15 protein-coding genes are annotated in these 18,818 nt (G+C 48.4%); 8 read left to right on the top strand and 7 right to left on the bottom strand.

The window, feature by feature from the left end; all coding sequences use genetic code 11:
- Positions 1-178 precede the first annotated feature (178 nt).
- Entirely contained in the window at positions 179-2,944 is a 2,766-nt protein-coding gene (locus LLH06_RS18590) for a TonB-dependent receptor (RefSeq protein ID WP_228170791.1), read from the top strand.
- Between the two features lie 80 nt (positions 2,945-3,024).
- On the top strand, positions 3,025-4,491 hold the full coding sequence (locus LLH06_RS18585) for a hypothetical protein (protein ID WP_228170790.1): 1,467 nt from the start codon (positions 3,025-3,027) through the stop codon (positions 4,489-4,491).
- 692 nt (positions 4,492-5,183) lie between these two features.
- On the opposite strand, the gene LLH06_RS18580 is transcribed toward LLH06_RS18585, so the two are convergent.
- The 7 genes from LLH06_RS18580 to upp form a co-directional block, all read right to left on the bottom strand.
- On the bottom strand, positions 5,184-7,670 hold the full coding sequence (locus tag LLH06_RS18580) for a YfhO family protein (RefSeq protein WP_228170789.1): 2,487 nt from the start codon (positions 7,668-7,670) through the stop codon (positions 5,184-5,186).
- Positions 7,671-7,733: 63 nt separating this feature from the next.
- Positions 7,734-8,048, bottom strand: coding sequence for a hypothetical protein (locus tag LLH06_RS18575; RefSeq protein WP_228170788.1), 315 nt, complete (start codon positions 8,046-8,048; stop codon positions 7,734-7,736).
- Between the two features lie 8 nt (positions 8,049-8,056).
- On the bottom strand, positions 8,057-8,317 hold the full coding sequence (locus LLH06_RS18570) for a DUF4834 family protein (RefSeq protein ID WP_228170787.1): 261 nt from the start codon (positions 8,315-8,317) through the stop codon (positions 8,057-8,059).
- Positions 8,318-8,674: 357 nt separating this feature from the next.
- On the bottom strand, positions 8,675-9,529 hold the full coding sequence (locus LLH06_RS18565; RefSeq protein WP_228170786.1) for a UDP-2,3-diacylglucosamine diphosphatase: 855 nt from the start codon (positions 9,527-9,529) through the stop codon (positions 8,675-8,677).
- 251 nt (positions 9,530-9,780) lie between these two features.
- Positions 9,781-10,305, bottom strand: coding sequence for a DinB family protein (locus tag LLH06_RS18560; protein ID WP_228170785.1), 525 nt, complete (start codon positions 10,303-10,305; stop codon positions 9,781-9,783).
- Positions 10,302-10,997 (bottom strand): YjjG family noncanonical pyrimidine nucleotidase, encoded by a 696-nt coding sequence (locus LLH06_RS18555; RefSeq protein WP_228170784.1) that lies wholly within the window; start codon positions 10,995-10,997, stop codon positions 10,302-10,304. The genes LLH06_RS18560 and LLH06_RS18555 overlap by 4 nt, the downstream gene beginning before the upstream one ends.
- A 95-nt stretch (positions 10,998-11,092) precedes the next feature.
- Positions 11,093-11,737: a uracil phosphoribosyltransferase gene (upp, locus tag LLH06_RS18550; RefSeq protein ID WP_228170783.1), complete on the bottom strand. Its 645-nt coding sequence runs from the start codon at positions 11,735-11,737 to the stop codon at positions 11,093-11,095.
- A gap of 148 nt (positions 11,738-11,885) precedes the next feature.
- On the opposite strand from upp, the gene uvrB reads away from it, so the two are divergent.
- From uvrB to LLH06_RS18520, 6 genes are all read left to right on the top strand, one after another.
- Positions 11,886-13,907, top strand: a complete 2,022-nt coding sequence (gene uvrB / locus LLH06_RS18545; RefSeq protein ID WP_228170782.1) for an excinuclease ABC subunit UvrB — start codon at positions 11,886-11,888, stop codon at positions 13,905-13,907.
- 78 nt (positions 13,908-13,985) lie between these two features.
- Complete coding sequence (locus tag LLH06_RS18540; protein ID WP_228170781.1) at positions 13,986-14,990, top strand: glycosyltransferase family protein; 1,005 nt, start codon at positions 13,986-13,988, stop codon at positions 14,988-14,990.
- A 42-nt stretch (positions 14,991-15,032) separates the two neighbouring features.
- Entirely contained in the window at positions 15,033-16,019 is a 987-nt protein-coding gene (locus LLH06_RS18535) for a DUF6427 family protein (RefSeq protein ID WP_228170780.1), read from the top strand.
- A gap of 45 nt (positions 16,020-16,064) precedes the next feature.
- Positions 16,065-16,757: a phosphoribosylformylglycinamidine synthase subunit PurQ gene (gene purQ, locus LLH06_RS18530; protein ID WP_228170779.1), complete on the top strand. Its 693-nt coding sequence runs from the start codon at positions 16,065-16,067 to the stop codon at positions 16,755-16,757.
- The gene (locus LLH06_RS18525; RefSeq protein ID WP_228170778.1) at positions 16,758-17,507 is read left to right on the top strand and encodes a type III pantothenate kinase; all 750 of its coding nucleotides are present in this window, start codon (positions 16,758-16,760) and stop codon (positions 17,505-17,507) included. It abuts the gene before it with no gap.
- A complete protein-coding gene (locus LLH06_RS18520) occupies positions 17,494-18,813 on the top strand; it encodes an outer membrane protein transport protein (RefSeq protein ID WP_228170777.1) in 1,320 nt (439 codons plus the stop codon). The genes LLH06_RS18525 and LLH06_RS18520 overlap by 14 nt, the downstream gene beginning before the upstream one ends.
- Positions 18,814-18,818: the final 5 nt, after the last annotated feature.

Below are 18,818 nucleotides of genomic sequence, written 5' to 3'. Positions count from 1 at the left end.
ATGGCGATTTGATATGCCGGGACCACTAATAACATAAGGTGTCGACTAGACACGTTATTATAAATCATTACCCAGCTGATCTAACATTAACTTTACAATTACGCCTTATACCGTTAATTTAACCCTAACATTTAGCTAATCTTGCGCTAATACTTTTGCTTGTAACAAAAACATACAAGTGAAAAAAATAGCTACCCCTCTTTTTAAACTAGCGCTTAGTATCCTATTCACCTTATCAGTTAGTTTAAGTTTTGCTCAAAGCACCGGCAAGATCGCCGGGAAGATAACCGACAAAAAAACAGGCGAGCCGCTCATCGGCGCTACCCTGATGATCGAAGGCACACAGCGTGGGGCAGCCACTAACGTGACCGGTGATTATACCATCCTCAATGTATCGCGAGGTACTTACAGCATTCTGGTTAGGTATGTGGGTTATCAAAACAAGTTGATATCAGAGGTTCAGGTAAGCAACAATAATACTACCACACTTAACATCACGCTTGATGAAGCTAACACGCAGCAACTACAGGCGGTTACTGTAAAGGCTACTTTTAAGCAAGAGTCTACCAACTCGCTGTATGCTCGTCAAAAGAACAATGCTGCTATTACCGATGGTATCACGGCCGAGGCTATACGCCGTTCGCCGGATCGTAGCGCTTCAGAGGTGTTGCGCAGGGTAAGTGGTGCTACGGTGCAGGATAACAAATTTGTGGTGGTACGCGGTCTGAGTGATCGTTATAACAATGCTCAGTTAGATGGTACCAATCTGCCAAGCACCGAGCCTAACCGCAAGGCATTCTCTTTTGATATCGTTCCCTCTAACCTGATCGATAATCTGGTGATCAGCAAGACCGCCACCCCGAACCTGCCGGGCGATTTTGCCGGCGGTTCAGTACAGATTAATACTAAAGATATACCGGATGAGAACTTTTTGACCGTTAGCGCGGGATTAGCCTATAACACCAACACTACTTTCAAGAACTTCAAAAGCGGTTACCGCAACAGCCTTGATTATTTAGGCTTTGATGACGGGTCACGTGCCTTACCTAATAACTTCCCATCTACCACCCGTATCAACAACGGTTCACTGTCACAAGCACAACAAACTGCTGCCCTGCGTTCACTAAACCCTAACTACCGGGTGTATAACACCAATGCGTTCGCCAACCAAAATTACCAGATCTCGTTAGGTCGTGTTAAGGATATCGGTAAGAATGGTAACCGCTTCGGGGCCATCGTGGCCCTGACCTACCGTAACGCCATGCAAACCACGCCTGATGTCGACATCGACTACCACGTATACCAGTATAACGATCAAAAGTATAAGTTCTCTACCGCCATCGGTGGTTTAGCCAACTTTGCTTACAGCTTTGGCAAGAACAAGATCACTTGGAAGAACATCTACAACCGTAATTTTGATGATCAATACCTGTATCGTCAGGGATTTGATGCCAGCACCGGTTATCAGAACCGCTACACCGCTTTCGACCTGATCGAGAAAGGCTTATTCAAAACCACTGTTCAAGGCGATCATAGCGTTGGTGCGCGTGGTGCTAAACTGACCTGGGTAGGTAGCTACAGTAACGTAGTGAACAAGCAGCCTGATCAGCGTAAAGCCAATTATGCGTTGGTAAGTGGGAACGTTTACGAGGCTACCATTGGCACCCTGGGTAAACAGAACGCCCGTTATTTCGCTGATCTGAACGAGAATATCGTTACCGGTCAGGTAGATTATAGCCTGCCTGTTAACATGTTCAAACAGAAAGGCACCTTCAAAGTAGGTTTGGCCTCTAACTACCGTGACCGTCGCTTTGATCCCCGCTTCCTGGGCCCGGTGTTGAACACCTCGGCTCCTTTAGAGATCAGGCAGTTGCCGTTAGATAAGATCTTTTTGCGCAGCGTGATCGATCAAAACTACTATAACCTTCAGGATATCACTTTGGCCGATGACCCTTACACGGCTCATAGCTATACCAACGCGGGTTACGCCATGTTAGACAATAAACTAAGCGACAAACTGCGCGTGGTTTGGGGTTTACGTGCCGAAAAGTTCGACCTTGATCTGACCACTAAGGGCGGTAACAAAGCCAAGCTCGATAACCTTGACCTGCTGCCTTCGGCCAACTTTACCTATGCCGCTACACCAAAGGCTAACGTAAGGTTGTCATATTCACGTACAGTAGCTCGCCCTGAGTTAAGGGAGCTGGCGCCATCAACTTACTTCGATTATGAGCTGATCGCTACTGTACAGGGTAATACTTCGTTAAAGCGTACCCAGATCCACAATCTCGATCTGCGTTACGAGTTCTATCCGTCAGCAGGCCAGATCATCTCGGTATCGGCATTCTACAAAAACTTCAAGAACGCTATCGAGTCATACTTTGACGATAAACTGTCTACCCCTAATATCACTTACTTTAACTCACGTACAGCTAACAACTTTGGTATGGAGTTCGAGTTCCGCAAAACGCTCGACCTTTTCTCACCACAGTTGAAGAACACCACCCTTTACACTAACCTGGCACTGATCAGGTCAACCGTGAAAGACCCACGTTTGGACCTTTCGGAGCCTGATGGCAAACGTCCGATGGTGGGTCAGGCGCCATATGTGATCAATGCCGGCCTGTTACAAACCTTCGCTCAAAATAAGGCCAGCATCAACGTACTCTACAACCGCGTAGGTCCTAGGATATTCAGGGCTGGTGGTACCGTATTCCCCTCAGTGTATGAGAACGCTCGTGATGTGATCGACGTTCAGTTAGGCTACCGTGTGTTCAAGAACAAAGGCGAGTTCAAACTCAACGCCGGGGATCTTCTTAACCAAAGCACCAAGTTCTATTTCAAAGAGGGAAAATCGACCTATCCACTGTCTGAAGGCGCTATCTACAACCGTTACAAATTAGGTTCAACGTTCACACTTTCATATACACATAACTTTAGGTAGCCAATGTTAATGCTAACATAAAAACGTGTTAACATATACTTTATACCATTTTAATTCATTTGCACAAATCAAAAACACATATGAAAAAAAGCACACTCTATGCAGTAATGTTCGCACTGCTATCCTTCGTTTTCGCTTCATGTAGCAAAAATGATGTTGAAGATGATGGCGGTACAAACAACAGCGGCGTTGTTGAGGTGACCGGCGATATATCAACGTCAACTACCTGGACCGCCAACAAGATCTATCTGTTAAAAGGATTTGTATATGTAACTAACGGTGCCACCCTTACTATCGAGCCTGGCACCATCATTAAAGGTGAAAAATCAACAAAAGGTACTTTGGTTATCACCCGCGGTGCCAAGATCAGCGCTGTAGGTACTGCTGATAAGCCTATCGTGTTCACTTCGGCTGTTTCGGCCGGTGGCCGTTCAAGTGGCGATTGGGGTGGTTTGATCCTTTTAGGTAAAGCACCTATCAACCCTGCCGGTGGTGTGGCCACTATCGAAGGTGGTTTAGATGCTAAAGGTGATGCTTCAAAATACATCCAATACGGTGGTACTGATGCTGCCGACAACTCAGGTACTTTAAAATATGTACGTGTAGAGTTCGCTGGTATCCCTTTCTCACCAGATAACGAGATCAACGGTATCACTTTCGGTGGCGTAGGTTCAGGTACTACTATCGACTATGTAGAGGTTTACCGTTCAGGTGACGACTCTTTCGAGTGGTTCGGTGGTACTGTTAACGCTAAACACTTACTTTCTATCGGTGCGGTGGATGATGACTTTGATACTGACTTCGGTTTCTCAGGTAAGATCCAATTCGGCCTGGCACAACGTGCACAGGTAGTGGCCGACTTCTCAGGCTCTAACGGTTTCGAGTCTGATAACGATGCTACCGGTTCTAACAACACACCACAAACAGGTGCCATGTTCTCTAACATGACCATCCTTGGCCCATTGCTGACCGTAGCTAACGGTACCAACTCAACTCCATCAGGTATCAACGCTAACTTCCAGCACGCTGCTCAGATCCGTCGTAACTCGGCTCAAAGCATCGTTAACTCGGTATTAGCTAACTACACTGAAGGTGTTTACTTTGACGATGGTACCGTGGTAACTCCGGCTGCTACCAGCACCAACTTCACTGCTGGCCGTATCGTGTTCGCTAACAACATCATTTACAATTGCAATAACAAAAGCAACGAGATCAAAGGTCAGAACAAGACCTTATTTGAAGCTGCCCTGCGTGCTGCCAACGAGTTCGATGCTACCAAGTCGGCGCTTGATCTGTTGACCGATCCGTTAAAATATGGTCTTGACTTTAAAGCTTCAGGTAATGCTAACGCTGGTACGCCTAACTTTACTGTTAAGTCGGGTACAGCAGCTGCATCGGGAGCTGTGTTCACCAACGCTAAATTTGCTGATAGCTTCTTCGACAAAGTAACTTACAGAGGTGCTTTCGGTAGCGATAACTGGGCTTCAAGCTGGGCTCATTTTGACCCTAACACCCTTCCTTACACCACCGCAGGTGCTGTAAAATAATTCAGAACTTATAACCTGAACGATAATATCGATTGCCGCCTTACCCATATCGGTAAGGCGGCTTTTTTGTTAAAACTTTTGGGCAAGTGACCGGCTTGATGAATGAACCGATGGTCGTTCTTTTGAGTATTAGGAGAAAGAAGTGCTTAGCAATGATAAATGGTTGATGTCAACTCTTATGATGATTGGCCTGATCGATCTTATGAACTACTACTATGTGTTAGTGATGCTATGAAAGCTCATGCTCCGCTACCGTGAAATTGATAAGCTTAAAGGGCCTCAATGATCGGTGGGTCAAAGGAGTGAGAAATGTATTTTCCCACTGGTCATAGCATGATCTTAAATGGAGATAGCCGTTGATCTTTCAGTGTTTCATGCAGTGTTACATATCGCCTGGAAGTGTTACATCGATGTAACAAAATTCCCCAACTTTCCCCACTTTTCGTCATTACGATATTCGTAAAACCCAACTTTTTCCAGGAAAAGCATACAAAAAGCCAAAATGTAACACCAAATGTAACAGTGATGGTCCGAAATGTAACACCTTAATGACGCTCGTCCAGGGCATTCCGACAGCATCTTGAGCGGTGAACCGCTCTTTTTTGCCAATTTCATAATTAGCTAATGTTCATTCCAACCCACAAAAAAAGCCACCTGGTGTCGGTGGCTTTTTAATATGCTTTATAGCGTATTTAAGCTTTAGGAGCCAACTGGTTCTTTTTGCGGGTCTCCATTACCACAGTGCCTAACAGCAATAGCACCAACACGGCCGAGCTGGCCAGTGATATTCCTTCGCCGGTGTAGTAAGAGGCCGGGTGGAAAATGAACTCGATCTTGTGGTTGCCTACCGGTATAGGTGCGGCACGCAACAGGTAATCGGCACGGAAGTATGGTTTCTCTACACCATCGATCAGCATGGTCCAGCCTTTTTCATAGTAAACTTCCGAGAATACCGCGATCTGGTCGGTAGTGGATCCTGATTGGTATACCAGGTGGTCAGGGTTGTAACTGGTCAGTTTGATGGTGGCTGCAGGGTCAACGTTGGCGTTCTTGATCGTGGCCACGCTGCTGTACTGCTGATCAACGATCGCCTCGTTCTTAGGGTCGAAGCTGCTGATCGCCTGCATCTCTTCATCGGCGTTCTTGGCCAGTTTGATGCTCTTTACGAACCAGGCATTACCGCAAGCCGTGGTATTAGCACGCATGGTGGCAGCATTGTTCTTTTGATCGGCCGAGATGATGTACTTTACGTTCAGCATGTCCAGCACATCTTCGTTCACGCTTTTGCTGAACTGGTTCTCGATCAGCTCGTCATAACGCTTCAAACGGGCAGCTGAGTAGCCACCGATCGACTTGTGGAAGTATGGGCTCACCGCATCCTGTAAAATGCTCTGAGTGGCGTCAAATACGCGGTAGTTGGGGTCAGTATCGCGCATGATGAAGGTATCCACCTCACGCGGCTGAATATCCTGGGCGTTCTGCTTCTCGGTAAAGCTATCGTTATTCAGGTAGCGTTTATCTACCTGGCACATATCTACCAGTATCAGCAGGAAAAAAGCCAATGATAACAAGGTGCTGTTCACCTTTTGGTTCAGGTAAGCCCAGAGCAGACCAAAGGCGATCAATATGAAGATCAGTGAGCGCATGGCATCCATACGGGCTAATGAAGCGCGGTCTTCAACCAGGCCGTTCATCACACTGTTGGCTAAAGCGCTATCGCCCTGGAAGGCTTGAGTAAGATAAGTAATGAGGTCTTGCTGGTTGGCCGAGCGGAAACTCAGGAGAACGCTTGGTATGGCGAACAGCACCAGAGCGATACCACCCACGATGTACAGGGCCAGTAACGCCTTTTTGGTGAGTGCTTTTTTATCAGGAGCAGCGATCACCTCTTGAACAGCCAAAACGGCCAGCAATGGGAAACACAGGCCGGCAACAGCCAGTATCGATTCCACCGCACGGAACTTATTGTATAGTGGGAAATAGCTAAAGAAAAGGTCGCTCAATAGCGGGAAGTGCCTGCCGAATGATAATAGCATGGTGAACACCACCGTGCCCAATAACCACCATTTCAGGCGGTCTTTCACAATGATCACACCCAGTACGAACATGAAGCAAATGATAGCGCCAAAATAGAACGGACCTTCGGTGAATTGCTTGTCGCCCCAGTAGGTAGATAGACCGATGCCACCCAATTGCTGGGTATAGCCTTCGGCCTGGTCTTGTGGCAAACCTTTGGCCACAAATGCCTTGGTAACGCCCGACTTGGCCGGATCTACCTCACGCATGCCCGAAGCACCGCCATATGCATTAGGAACCAAAAAGGTCAGACACTCACCGATACCCTGGCTCCAGGCAAAGGTGTAGTCTTTGTCCAAACCTTCGGCAGGTTCGCTTACGTTCTTGGTCAGGTTCGATTTACCGCGATAAGTGTATTTACCATATTCGTAAGTGCTCCACAGTATGGAAGCGTTCACCGCTACGGCTAAGGCCAGGGCGCCGGCCAAATAGGCTACTGACTTAATGAAAGCAGCGGTCTGCTTGGTTTTGAATGCGTGATAGAATTCGATACATACCAGGATCAGCAACGCCATCATCAGGTAATAGGTCATCTGGATGTGGTTGGCCCTGATCTCCATGGCCAGGAACAGCGCTGTGAGCGATGCACCCAAGAGATGCTTACCACGCAGGGTGAGTAAGATACTGGCTATGATAGGGGCAAAAAAGGCGATAGCGAATATCTGGTTAGCATGGCCTGCCACCATCAAAATGATATTGTAGGATGAGAAGGTGAACGCCGCCGCACCTGCCGCAGCAAGCCAAGGGTTAATGCGTAACACCCGGAATAAAAAGTAAGCGCCTAACAGCAGGATCAACACCGTATCTATCGGGTTAGGGAACACGGCTTTAAGGCCTGATACGATATGCGAGGTGATATTTTTAGCGTAAGGTGCCCATATCTGGAAGGTAGGCATACCACCCAGTATCTGGTTGGTCCAAAGGATGGTCTCACCTTTTGCCCGGTAATCCATGATCTCTTTTTGGGTAGAGCGGGCGCGGGTAACGTCGTTTTGCCCTAAGGCTTTACCCTGAAAAGCCGGGGTAAAGTACAGGAAGCAGATCACTAAAAATAAGCCGAAGATGGCAAAGTGAATGCCATTGCGTTTGAACCAATTATTCATCTATGTTTTGGAAAAATCAATTCCCAAAAATATAAAATTAAAGGAGATGACGAACGGTTTGTTTTACAAGGGGGTTGGGGTATTGCAGTGCAGCGCCACTACGGCAAGCAAATAATACAGGATACCCATACCTAAAATGCTGACGCCATAGATGATCTGCGTGCGTTTTTCGGCAAATTCGTCGCGGTTGCGGCGGATGATGTAGTAGTTGTACCAGGCCAAACCGGCCAGGATGAGCCATAGGGTCCAGTGCGTACGGGTGCAGGTAGTGCACATTTGTACCGCCAGCGCGAACACGATATAGTTGGCCGTCACCAGTGAGATGAGCGATTGCAAACTATAATTACGGTCTCTGAATATGTTGCCTGGGGTATTCATGTGCGCGGTTATTTTACCTCTTCGTAATCAATAAAATCGCCTTCGTTGTCAGGTATCGAGCTTTTTTTAGCAGGAGGCATATGATCCACCTTTATGCGGTTATCAGGCTGCTGAGGGCGTTGCTGGCCATAGCGCTGCTGGCTGTAATTATGCTGTTGCTGGGCTTTGTTCACCATGCTTTGAAACAGCATAGGCAGAAATAATCGCACCAGGCTGCGTATGATGTACATCACACAAATGGATATGATCAAAAAACGTAACAGTATCATTCTGATAATAGTTGGGCTACAAATATACTGTATTAACGGAAAAATGTTAGGTATATGATACGCCCGCTTGTTGTCGGCATGTCATAAACCCGGCTTTTTATGCGCCGCGACCGGCATGGTGTTTCAGGCTACCAATGCAGGTCGCGGAGCGTTGGGCATATTAGCGTGGCAACTGTCCCATTTGGGCGTGGCGTGGTGGCCCAGGCGGTTTCGGAAGCGCGCGGCCTCCGCGGCAACTGCTGAACATCGCCATACTTACAACGGCGAAGGACAAGCAAAGGATCGTTCTTTTCATAAGTGTGTTAGTTTGACTTTTGAAATTAACACACTACCGGCGCTTATGTTTAGGCGGAGGCGTCAGTGCACGCTTAGCTTGAACTTCTCTAAAAGGAGTTTAACGTCAAGGCTGGAGTCCAGTTCGGCAGTGTCAGCTTTATCCTCCTCATCGGGGTCGGTACTGAAGGCGGCATGGTCATATTTGTAAATGGACCACGCACCGTTAGCATATTCTAAAGCCGAGAGTGATTCTACCCAATCACCTGAGTTAAGATAGATGACCGAGCCGGGCTTATCTGTAGCGTTGATTTGGCGTATCTCGGCGTGGTGGATATGGCCGCAGATCACGTAATGGTATCCTTTATCAACGGCCAGGTCGGCGGCGGTCTGTTCAAAGTGGTTGATGAATTTAACAGCTTCCTTGACCTTGCCTTTGATCTTTTGTGAAAAGCTCATTTTTTGCCTGCCCAAGGCAGTTAGGCACCAGTTGACCATACTGTTGATCACAATGAGGGTATCATACCCCACCGCACCCAGCTTGGCCAGCCATTTGGAATGTTGCATGGTCACATCGAACACATCACCATGAAATACCCAGGCCTTTTTGCCATCCACCTCTAACACCATCTTATTGAGCAACTGGAACTTGCCCAGGTCAAGGTCGGTGAATTTGCGCAGCATCTCGTCATGGTTGCCGGTCAGGTAGTACACGGGTATTCCTTCGGTAACGAACTTGAGAATGCGGCGTACCACTTTCATGTGCGCCTCGGGCCAGTACGACCGGCTGAACTGCCAGATGTCGATAATGTCGCCGTTGAGGATAACTTTTTTAGGGCGGATGCTTTTAAGGTAACGAAGCAGCTCTTTGGCATGGCAGCCATAAGTGCCCAGGTGTATGTCTGATATAACTACGATATCTATTTCGCGCTTGGCCATTCAGGTGGTCTGTAAAGCGTTGCTCGTCTGGCTCCAATAAGTCACCTCGTTGTACCCGCCGGTACGCAGGATGCTTACTCGTCCTCGTCGTCCTCTTTTACACTAAGCTCGTAAGGGCTCAGGTAAAAAGCGGCAACAAGCATCAGGAGGCCGGTGACTATGAGATATGGGAATTCGATATTCATAACAACAAGATAAAGGTCGGTCGTAAAAATTATTATATCGTTAAGACCATATTAAATTACAGGTAGTTACCTGTGTGGAAAACTTTTTTTTATCCTGTCGAGCTGCTTTAAATGATGTTGTAAATGTATGCGGGTGAATTTGAACCATTGACGAGCATTAAGCATGCCCAGCAGTGGGTGACTGATCTTGCTGTTATCGTTAGCACGTAATAACAGAGGAGTGGTCTCATCAATGCGTTTGCGTAGTTTGATGATCAGGTTGCGGGCATCTTCCTTACTGATCTTTTTGGCCAGATCGGCTATTGCCGCTGGCGCCGGGGTGGACGACTTAGGGAACTTGCCGAACAGGAAGAACATAAGGCCTTTCCAGTTCAAGCCCTTTTTGGTAACGCCATTGGTGTTACGGCAGCATTTTTCGGAGGCTATAGAAGAGCCCAAACTGGCCTGCATGATGTGTGAATATAGCTCAGCATAACTCCACCCACCCGACGGGGGCGTACGGTCGAACAATTCATCCGGAATGTCGGTCAACCGGCGTCGGTACTCATCAAGGGCCTCATAAATGGCTCGCTGTTCTTCAACTATCTTCATAGCAACCTTTTCAACTCATTCAAACTAAATATCTGCACCGGCACATCTTCAGGCTTATCGGCTTTGAGTGGATTAAAATAGATGGCATCCATTCCAAAGTTAAGCGCACCGTAAACATCGGCCTCCAAACTGTCACCGATCATGATGCATTCGTCTTTGGTAGCTCCGGCCAATAGCACCGCATGCTCAAAGATGCCTTCATGTGGCTTGTTCACACCTACCAGCTCAGATATGATGATGTTCTCAAAATATTGGGCCAGATCAGTTCCTGCGATCTTGCGGCGAGTGGCCGACTCAAAACCGTTGGAGATGATGTGCAGGGTATACTTCTTTTTTAAATAAGCCAGCGTTTCATGCGCGTGCGGGAATAGGTTCGTCTTGGTGGGGCATAGTTCCACGTAGGCATCTTCAAAGGTGACCGGTATGGCATCGGGTGTAAGGCCCAGATCAGTGAACGTTTTACGGAAACGCGTCTCGCGCAAGGTCTCCTTATCGATCTTGCCTAAATGATAATCGGCCCAAAGCGCATGGTTGTTGCGCGTGTAGGTCTCAATGAACTCGGTGGACGAGCTAATGCCCAAAGCCTCTAACCCGTGTAAAACATACAACTCGTTCAAAGCTTCTTCAGCGTTACGGTCAAAATCCCAAATGGTATGGTCAAGGTCGAAGAAGATATGGGTATAGTTATTCATTTTATCTGGAGCGAATGCTGGTCAATGTGCAAATATGCGGATGTGCAGATGAATTATAAAATCGCCGAATAGTAGCCGATCATTTGCACATCAGGCTATATCTTTTCGCCGAACGACAGGTCGCCTGCATCACCCAAACCGGGTACGATGTACGATCGCGTGGTCATCTCCTCGTCAATGGCGCCTATCCACAATTTGGCCATAGGTAGGTTAGCGCGCACGTGTTCAACACCTTCAGAGCTGGCGATCACCGCAGCGATGTGCAGGTCGGCCAATTCGTATTGTCCCATGATCTCCTTGCATACCTGCACCACACTTTGACCGGTGGCCAGCATAGTATCACAAAGGATCAGCGTACGGCCTTGCAGGTCAGGGGCCGATATATGCTCGATCTTGATGATGAAAGTGCCGTTCTTATTCACCTTGCGGTAAGCGGTCACAAAGCCCGAGGGCGACCGGTCAAACACGTTCATAAATCCCTGGTGAAGCGGCAGGCCTGCCCTCAGGATGGTGCAAAGCACGGGGTGCTCGGCCGGGAGGTTCACCTGAGCGGTACCTAAAGGTGTTTGTACCTCGGCCTCGGTATATAATAGTTCTTTGCTGATCTCATAGGCCAGCACCTCGCCAATGCGCTCCTGGTTCCGCCTGAAACGCATACGGTCCTGCTGCACGTCAATGTCGCGCATTTCGGCAAGGTATCGGTTGCAAACAGAGTTTGATCTATTGAGTACGAACAGCATATATAATTAATTTAGGGTGAACGTGTTTTGCACAATAAACCATTTACGTCCTCAAAACGTTTGGTATCCTGAAGATAAATATCTGACGCGGTAACGGGCCGGTCACAGGTCTCAAATTGCTAAAAATATTCGTATCTTTATATTTCCTATGGATTTTAAGATCAACTCTCATTATAAGCCCACCGGCGATCAGCCAACGGCCATTCAGCAACTGGTACAAGGCGTTGAAGCTGGTGAGCAATACCAGACCCTGCTGGGTGTTACCGGTTCGGGTAAGACCTTTACGGTAGCCAACGTGATCGAGCAGACCCAGCGCCCAACACTGATCCTGAGTCACAATAAAACGCTGGCCGCGCAGCTATATGGCGAGTTCAAGCAGTTCTTCCCCGAGAATGCCGTGAACTACTTTGTGTCGTATTACGATTACTATCAACCAGAGGCTTTCATCCCGTCATCGAATACGTATATCGAGAAAGATCTGCAGATCAACGACGAGATCGAGAAGCTGCGTTTGCGAACCACGTCGGCATTGATGTCGGGGCGGAGAGACGTGATCGTGGTGTCATCCATCTCGTGCATTTACGGTATGGGTAACCCCGAGGATTTTACCAACTCTATCTTCAAATTCGCGGTGGGCACACGCATTAGCCGTAACGCCTTTTTACACCGTTTGGTGGAGATATTATATGCACGTACCACTGCCGATTTTAAACGTGGTACCTTCCGCGTAAAAGGTGACACGGTCGATATCTATCCGGCCTATTTGGATTATGCCTACCGTATTTCCTTTTTTGGAGACGACATTGAGGAGTTGAGCAGCTTTGACCCCAAGACCGGTAAAACGCTGGAAAAGATGAACAATATGGTGGTTTTCCCCGCCAACTTGTACGTTGCCCCGCGTGACCGTTTTACCAGCAGTATTTGGGCTATACAAGAGGAACTGGAGACCCGCAAACAGCAATTTATTGACGAGAAGCGTTTCCTGGAGGCCAAGCGATTGGAGGAAAGGGTCAATTACGACCTGGAGATGATCCGCGAGTTGGGTTACTGTTCAGGTATCGAAAACTATTCGCGCTTTTTTGATGGCCGTAAACCGGGTATGCGCCCGTTCTGTTTGTTAGACTATTTCCCTGATGACTACCTGATGGTGATCGATGAGAGCCACGTGACCGTACCGCAGGTGCGCGCCATGTATGGTGGTGACCGATCGCGCAAAGTATCATTGGTAGAATATGGTTTCCGCCTGCCGGCCGCAATGGACAACCGTCCGCTCAACTTTGAAGAGTTTGAGCGCCTGGCCCCGCAAACCATTTATGTGAGCGCCACCCCCGGCGATTTCGAGTTAGAGAAGTCGGGCGGTGTGGTGGTAGAGCAAGTGATACGCCCTACAGGCCTTTTAGACCCGCTGATCGAGATACGCCCGATCATTAACCAGGTAGATGACCTGCTGGAAGAGGTAGATAAGACCATTAAAATGGGCGATCGTGTGTTGGTGACCACCCTCACCAAGCGTATGTCTGAAGAGCTGGCCAAATACATGGACCGTTTAGGGATCAAGTGTCGCTACATTCACTCGGAGGTCAAGACCCTTGAACGGGTAGAGATACTTCGCGGATTACGTTTGGGTGAATTTGACGTACTGATCGGTATCAACTTACTACGCGAAGGGTTAGACCTTCCCGAAGTATCGTTGGTGGCCATCCTGGATGCTGATAAAGAAGGCTTCCTGCGGTCAGAACGATCGCTGATACAGACCATTGGTCGTGCCGCACGTAACGATCGCGGCCGTGTGATCATGTACGCCGATACGATTACTGAGAGTATGCGTATCACCATTGATGAGACGACCCGCCGCCGTGAGAAACAGGTGGCATACAACGCCGAGCATGGCATAATACCTAAAACGGTGGGTAAGTCAAAAGAGGCTATCATCGAACAAACATCGGTGGTAGACTTTAAAGGCGGTGTACAGCGGGCTTATGTGGAGGCAGACGAGGTATCCATCGCTGCCGACCCGATCGTACAGTATATGAGCAAGCCTGAATTGAAGAAGGCCATTGACAATACTCGCAAGGAGATGATGGCCGCCGCCAAGGATATGGACTTTTTGCAGGCCGCCAAACTGCGCGATGAGATGTTCGCATTGGAAAAGATGCTGGCCGAGAAATAATAGAACATTTACAATAAGTTCATATCAAGTTCAGGTGCAGATGTACAAAAGGCCTATATATTTGCATTCATCTCACCCATGAAAATACTGTTCGGCATACAAGGTACAGGTAACGGCCACATTAGCCGTGCACGCGAAGTGGTGCCTTTGCTGCAGCAGTATGGGGAGGTCGACCTGCTCATAAGTGGTACCGAGGCAGAGGTGCAGTTGTCGCAACCGCTCAAATACCGCTTTCACGGCTTTAGCTTTGTCTTTGGTAAAAAGGGTGGGGTAGACAAATGGTCCACCTACCGGCGTATGGACCTATGGCAGCTACGTCGCGATATCAGGCAACTGCCGCTTAAGCAGTATGATCTTATCATCAACGATTTTGAACCGGTAAGCGCCTGGGCTTGTAAGTTGCAGGGCTTATCGTCGGTATCATTGAGCCATCAATGCTCGTTCGTATCGCCAAAGACCCCGCGCCCCAGCCGCTGGAACTATGCCGAATGGTTGTTCAAGTACTACTCTCCGACCACCCATCACATCGGTTTTCACTTTGACCGGTATGACGATTTTATTCATACACCCGTGATCCGCAGTGAGATACGTCGCTTGCAGCCCACCAACAAAGGTCACTACACCGTTTATTTGCCTGCCTACGATGACCGCACATTGGTGAAATACCTGGTGCAGACCACCGGTGTAGAATGGCATATCTTTTCCAAACGCCAAAAGAAACCTTACCAGGTCGGTAACATCCATATCTTCCCGGTAGATAACCAGATGTTCAACCAAAGTATGGCCAATTGCGAAGGATTGCTTACCGGAGGCGGATTTGAAGGCCCGGCCGAGGCGCTGTACCTGCAAAAAAAGGTGATGATGGTGCCCATGAGCGATCAGTACGAACAACGCTGCAATGCCCTTGCCGCATCAAGGCTGGGTGTTTCGGTGATCGATAGCATCAATTCGGCGGCGGTGCCACACATCAACAACTGGATCCAAAGCAACGATAGGGTACAGGTCAACTTTCCCGACGAGACCGCGCAGATCATTGATGGGTTGGTTAAACAATATGCTCGCCCACAGGCTGTATTAGCTTAACATTTTCTGTAATATTGCGCGTTAAATCTACGGCGCATAAGCATGATCGATATATTCAGGCGGTACGATCTTATCAATATTCTTTGGCTGGCCATCCTGCTGTTCATCCTCAGGGCTGGTCACGTGTTCTTCGCGCCTGATATCATCCATCTGCAGATCACCGAACCGGTCATCTTAACGTTCTTCCCGCAGGTAGCCAAAATGACCTTTGCACCGCAAGTAAGCATGTTGCTGGCTGGGCTGGTGGTGCTGGCGCAAGCCGTACTGGTCAACTACCTGATCAATTTCTACAACCTGCTGGGTCGTCCAAGCTTTTTGCCGGCACTTATGTATGTAGTGCTATCGGGGCTGTTCACTCCTTTCCTGACCCTAAGCGTCCCGTTGCTTTGCAACTTCATCGTGATCTGGATATTGTTCAAGCTATTTGAACTATATAAGACCGAAGATTCCCGTTCGCTGGCCTATGATATGGGTATGCTGGTGGCTTTGGGATCGCTCATTTACCTGCCATTCACCTATTTGATACTGGCCGTGTGGTTCGGCTTCATCATCTTCCGCCCGTTCGACTGGCGCGAGTGGGTGGGTAGCTTGATCGGTTATGGCACTATCTATTTCTTTGTAGCGGTGGTATATTACCTGACCGATAGGTTGCCTATGCTGCACCAGATCTGGAGCCCGTTGGGGTCTACCTTCCAGGCGCCTCAACTGCTTGATAAATATGATCTGTTGCTCATCATCCCCGTACTGATCATCCTGGTATTGGGTACTTTCAAGCTACAGGAGAACTTTTTTAAGAGCTACGTGCTCATCCGCAAGGCGTTCCAATTACTCTTCTTCATGGTGATCCTTACCGGGGTGTCGTTCTATGTAAGGCCACAGTTCGGGCTCGATCATTTCTTGTTATGCGCGGTGCCGGTGGCCATCTTTTTTGCTTATTACTTTTTGTACGCCAACATGCGCTGGATGTACGAAAGCCTCTTCTTTTTGCTTATTGCCAGCATCATCTACTTCCAGTTTAACAATTTTTAACTTTTACATTCGTTCATGTTCAGCCCGTTGTATTAGCTTTGTAGCATGAAATTTGGTGTAGTTATATTCCCCGGTTCCAATTGCGACGAAGATATCATCTATGTGCTCGAGAAGATCATGGGCCAGCAGGTGGTACGCTTGTGGCACAAGGACCACGACCTGCAAGGTGCCGAAATGATCATCCTGCCGGGTGGTTTCTCTTTTGGTGATTATCTGCGCTCAGGCGCCATCGCCCGTTTTTCGCCGATCATGCAGGAGGTTATCCAATTTGCTGCCAAAGGTGGTAAAGTGATGGGTATATGTAATGGTTTCCAGATACTGGCCGAGGCCGGACTGGTACCGGGTGCATTGCTGCACAACCGTCAGCGTAAGTTCATTTGCCGCAACACTTACCTGTTGCCACAAACGCAGAACTCGCTGCTGACCTCGCAAATAGATGAACAGCGCGTGCTGAGGATACCGATCGCTCATGGCGAGGGTAACTACTTTGCCGATGCTGATACCCTGAAGAAACTGAACGACAACGACCAGATCCTATTCCGTTACTGCGACGAGGCCGGCAACCTGACCGAGGATGCTAACCCTAACGGTTCGGTTGAGAACATAGCCGGTGTTTGCAACGAGGGCCGTAACGTATTTGGGATGATGCCTCACCCTGAGCGCGCAGCCGATAACTTGCTGGCTAACGAGGACGGATTGGCCATCTTTGAGTCCATACTGAACATGGCAAAAGCCTAAATGGCCCGGCTGGCGATAGATATCGGTAATACACGCGTTAAAACGGGTATCTTTCAAGGTCATGAATTGCTGAGGGCCGATAGCCATGATCAGATGAATCTCGCTGATCTGCTGGCCATGATCGATGAATATGCGGTAACGCAGGCCATCGTATCGACCGTAAAAAAGGAAGCACAGCCCTGGCTGGACCAGTTAGCCGGATCGATACCGGTGATCGGTTTTAACAGGGATATGGCCGGTGGGATACACAACCACTATCGTACGCCACGAACACTGGGGCTTGATCGGCTGGCCGCAGTACTGGGTGCTAAACAAAGCTACCCGGGCACTGATCGCCTGGTGATCGATGCGGGTACCTGCATCACTTACGACGGTATCGATGCTGGATCCAATTATTTTGGTGGCAGCATATCACCCGGGCTGAATATGCGTTATAAAGCACTGGCCCATTACACCTCGGTGTTGCCTGAGGTAGATGCCGACCTCAATTTCAGCAACTATTACGGTGATGACACCACCACCGCCATACGGTCGGGCGTGCAGAATGGGATCACTTACGAAGTGCTGGGTTTTATACAACAATACAAGCGGGATCACACCCAACTGAATATCATACTCACCGGCGGCGACAGCGTTTTTTTGGATACTGTGCTGAAAAATAGCATCTTTGCCGGCTATATTAAAACAGAACCGCACCTGGTTCTGAAAGGATTGAACGCAGCTATACAAGAGCATAATGATCAACTATAAGAAGGGAAGCATAACCTTTATACTTACTGTACTTACCTTAGGGGCAATGGCGCAATCAACGGCCAACAATAGTTCGCCGTACTCGCAGTTCGGGTTGGGCACCCCTAATAGCTTTTTGCTGCCGCAAACCAGTGCTATGGGTGGTATAGCCACCGCGATCAATAAGATCAACGGTTTCAATACCGTTAACGTGGTCAATCCGGCATCCTACTCTTTCATCAACTACACCACTATCGATATAGGTGCTTACGGTGAGGTATCAAAGCTTAAGCAGCTTAATGTGTCAGGCGGTCAAAGCAACGGTAACTTCAGGCTTAACCACTTCAACTTTGCTGCTCCCGTAAGCAGGCGTTCGGCTTTGAGTTTCGGTTTGGTTCCTTACACTACCTTAGGTTATAACTACAAACAGACCGCTGCCAACTTTGGCACCGGCCTGCCATCAGACACCAGCGCTGTGAACTACATTTACAGCGGTGATGGTGGTCTGTCAAAAGCATATTTTGGTTACGGTTTCGGTATCGGCAGGCACATCTCCTTTGGTGGTAACGCCTCGTACATATTCGGTAACCTGCGTAAGTTCAGATCTACCGAGATCCCAAGCCTTTACGGCGTGATCAACTCACGCAGCGAGCGCAGTAACAGTATCAGCGGTTTCAACTTTGATTTTGGTACACAAGTGAACTTTGACCTGGATGAGACCCGTCACGTGGTGTTCGGTTACTCAGGTTCAACAGCAAATTCGCTACGTTCTAAGGTGACCAACGTGGTAAGCCAATACTTTAATACCGATGGTGCCGAAGGCTCAGCCTTGGATACTATCTCGAACCAGGTGATCAACGATGGCAAGATCAAATTGCCGTTGATCCATCACTTTGGGGTGTCGTTCCAGCAGGATGGCAAGTTTTTGATCGGGGCCGATTACAGCATGGGCAAATGGTCGCAACTGACCATACCGGGCGAAAGCGTAAGCCTGCAGGACAGCAAAAGCCTGAGCGTAGGTGGTCAGTATACCCCTAACGCTAATGCACTACACAGCTACCTGGCACTGATCGATTACCGTTTAGGTTTCCACACCGATCAAACTTACATCAGGTTGAGCAATACCGATATTAAGCAATATGGCGTTACCTTTGGTTTGGGTTTGCCGCTGGCTCGCAACGGTAGCGCGTTCCATAAGATCAACTTTTCGGCCGAGTATGGCCAGCGTGGCACGTATAACAACAACCTCATTAAAGAGAACTACTTCAATTTCCGCTTAGGCTTTACGCTGAACGATGTTTGGTTCCAGAAATACAGATTCGATTAAACGAA

Source organism: Mucilaginibacter daejeonensis, assembly GCF_020783335.1.
Classification (GTDB): domain Bacteria; phylum Bacteroidota; class Bacteroidia; order Sphingobacteriales; family Sphingobacteriaceae; genus Mucilaginibacter; species Mucilaginibacter daejeonensis.
Note: the sequence above shows the minus strand (reverse complement) of the source record. Positions and strands in the feature narration are given on the sequence as shown.